The sequence below is a fragment of the Verrucomicrobiota bacterium genome (assembly GCA_021413925.1).
In the GTDB taxonomy this organism is placed as follows: domain Bacteria; phylum Verrucomicrobiota; class Verrucomicrobiia; order Chthoniobacterales; family UBA6821; genus UBA6821.
Genome location: JAIOPL010000031.1, coordinates 1 through 3,059, shown reverse-complemented (window position 1 = coordinate 3,059; position 3,059 = coordinate 1). Strand labels below are relative to the sequence as shown.

Below are 3,059 nucleotides of genomic sequence, written 5' to 3'. Positions count from 1 at the left end.
ATTGTCGCCCATGAAGTCCACCGCCTCGCGAGTCCGGGAGTAGAGACCGAACCTGGGCGCGTAAGACCCCCACTCGTAGTTATCCATGAGTGACCAGTAGAAGTAGCCGATGAGAGGCCAGCCCTTGGACTTCAATTCCTTAACCACCGCGATGTGACTGCGCAAAAAATCACTCCTTAGAAGATTATCCCTCCTGCCGTAGTGACGGCGCGGGTCCGAGCGATAGGCGATGCCGTTCTCCGCGATCATGATCGGCAGATTGAAGCGCTCCAGGATACTGACAAAGAATGTCAGCCCCTCGGGCAGCAGTCGCCAGTCCCACCATTTGTTGGTGATGCTCTCGAGCAGTCGTTCATGGAACGGAGGAGGGATCGGCACATGCTGATGACGGTGCTTGTGAAACAGATCGTTCCACCTGGGCCAGCGGAGCGCATGAGCGATGAACGGATCATAGTAGTCGAAGGCAATGTAATCGAGCGGTGCTTGATCGGCCTCTGCAGGGTCATAGAGGACGTCCAGGAGTTGCTTCCAGGCAGGCTCGGAGGTGTAGGAAAAGGCAACCAAGTGATGCAGCTTCTTCAACAACTCGCCCAACCAAAACCGGATCATCGGCCGGATAGGAAGCCGTGCCTTGAAAAATGCCTCGTCAAGCATCCAGGTCTGCTTCCAGAGATAGGACATGAGATGCTCCCTGGCAATGCCCCGCGAGCGCGCAAAGAGCAGGTCCATCCATGCCTGATCGTTCCAATACAGGTCACTGCAATAGTTGTTGAAGCTCACCTTGGGAGCCAGGTCGCCGATCTTCCCATGCTCCCGGTAGAGACGGTGAATCAGCCGGTAAGCCAGAACATGCGCCTCCATCAGATGAGAGACGCAGGTGATTGATTGAGCCGGATTCTTCTTTGTTTCCTTACCAGTCGGGAAGGAACCGTTGAAGTAGCTGCTCGCGGCAAGCAGGTTCGGCTCATTGATCGTGATGAACCAACGTGGCGGCAAGACGCCATATTTTTCGGGGAGTACCTTCAGCAGGTATCCGACCGTCTTCTCAACGAAGTGGAGAAACTTTCCGATCGTTCCGCGGTCGAGCCACGCATCGATCCCCAGCCAGGCGGGATGAGTGAAGTGGTGGAGTGTCACCACCGGCTCGAGTCCCTCCTTGCGGCAGGCGGCAAGGATCTCCGCATAGCGCTCCAGCGCCCCCTCGTCGAATGGGGGCGGCGGCTCCTGACTGGGAAGGCCGTCGGTGGTCAGTTCCCTCGTTGGTTGAATCCGTTCCCAGGAAAGGCTTAACCGGAACGCATTGATGCCAAGCTCACGGCAACGCTCGAAATCCTCCTCGGCCCTGCTCCAGAAATCAGCGGCGCTACCTGCGGGATCGACCCTCTCCTCCCTCTCCGCCCAGGCCCAATTGTTCTGAGGCTCGCCCTCGCCATTGACTCCCCCTTCGTGCTGGTAAGCCGAAGTCGACACTCCCCACAGGAATTCTTCTCCCTCAGTCAGGCGGATGTTTTCCGGCCTCGGTTTTTGTCCAGGCCACTTGTCGTGAGAGGAAGAGATCATGGATTCACATTCGGTTACGCTAGTTGGAGGGTCATGCCAGCTTCGATCTGTCGAGTTGGACAGCCGTCTGCGGGCGGTTGGTCTCATCCAGTAACGTTCGGACGATGGTGAGTGCCGCGTCGGGATGAGCCCAGCTCAGGGCATGGGTTCTCATCTCCTCAAGACGCTCGGGACACTCCAGGAGCTTTTCCACCTTGTAGGAGAGCGTTGTGAAGTCATTGCACTTGATAGCTATTCCCTTTTCGAGAAGTTGGTCGCTGTTGCGCTCCTCCTGTCCGGGGATCGGGGAGACGATCACCATTGGTAAACCGGAGGCCATCGCCTCGGAAATCGTCATTCCCCCCGGCTTCCCGATCAAGAGGGTAGCCGCCCCCATCCAACAGCTCATCTCCGTTGAGTAGCCGATCACCGTCACATGGATCATCGGCGAGGGTGACGCGGCCGCCATGACCTCCAGCCTCTTCTTTAAGTCCTCGTTTTGTCCGGCAAGAAGAACGATCTGGACCGGCCGCTTCAGCTCGAAAAGTTCTTCCAGAATGATCTCGGCCGGACTCGCTCCCAACGCACCCGCCGACACGAGCAGAACCGGCAGTGAGGGATCGAGTCCGAGTCTGATCCGGACCGCTCGTTGTTCCTCCGGACTGAACTCATGGAACGAGGAGTCGATGGGAATTCCGCTTACCGTGATCCGATCTCCAGGCAGGCCCAGTTTCTGCAGATGAACCTTCGTTTCCTCAAGCGCCACAAAATAGCGGTGAAATGTCCTCGAGAGCCACATCGCGTGGAAATCAAGATCCGTCACCACGATGGAGAGACGGGCCTGGAGTTTCTGTTCGGCTATGAGGTGGGAAATCAGCGTGGCCGGAAGAAAGTGCGTGCAGACAGTAATGTCAGGATTGAACGCCGTGATCTGCCTGATCAGGGGAGCCGTATTCAGGCGGTCAAGCATCAGGCGCATCTTATCCGTCTTCCACGGCTCGCCGCTTGTCTTGTACCACCATCCCAGAAACGTGGGAGCCTTCGCCACAAGCTGCGTGTAGAGCTTCGAATAGAAATCACGGAATAGGCGGTTCGTGTATTTCAGCGCGTCGATTGAGCGAACCTCCTCGACGTCAGGCATCCCCCTGAATGCCTTTTCCAAAGCTGCCGCAGCCCTTAGATGTCCTGTCCCGGCGCTGGCCGAAACAATCAGAACCCTTTTCCCTAGGGTCTTTCCCATGGGCTTTCCGATGGCGGAGCTTCCGCCGGGAAACTCGGTGTTGGCCAGGTTGGCAGAGTGAGTTGAGTGGGTCATGTTCTGTTCCTTGTCATTTAAAAATGTTGAATCCGAGGGAGGTCAGGTATGCGGACAACAGGACCCAGGGGATAATGCCCAGCGAGATAGCCCACTGGATTCTTCGGGGTGACTCCCCCATCGCCAGGGCAAGGATCGCGGTAGCCTGAGGGCCAACCGAGACCGGAGCGATCAAGGCCAGACCCCAGAGACCGAAGCGGTGCCA

At 57.3% G+C, this 3,059-nt stretch carries 3 protein-coding genes; all 3 read right to left on the bottom strand.

What is annotated here, in order from left to right; translation table 11 throughout:
- Window positions 1-1,560: family 1 glycosylhydrolase (locus tag K8R57_11035; GenBank protein MCE9588832.1), on the bottom strand; the 1,560-nt coding region annotated here is incomplete at its 3' end.
- Between the two features lie 31 nt (window positions 1,561-1,591).
- Complete coding sequence (locus tag K8R57_11030) at window positions 1,592-2,779, bottom strand: glycosyltransferase (GenBank protein MCE9588831.1); 1,188 nt, start codon at window positions 2,777-2,779, stop codon at window positions 1,592-1,594.
- 88 nt (window positions 2,780-2,867) lie between these two features.
- Window positions 2,868-3,059 (bottom strand): DNA-binding protein (locus tag K8R57_11025; GenBank protein MCE9588830.1); only part of this gene is annotated, 192 nt, incomplete at its 5' end.

Coding starts and splice junctions, on each gene's coding strand:
- K8R57_11030 (MCE9588831.1), bottom strand. CDS start 2,779: ATGGGAAAGACCCTAGGGAAAAGGGTTCTGATTGTTTCGGCCAGCGCC.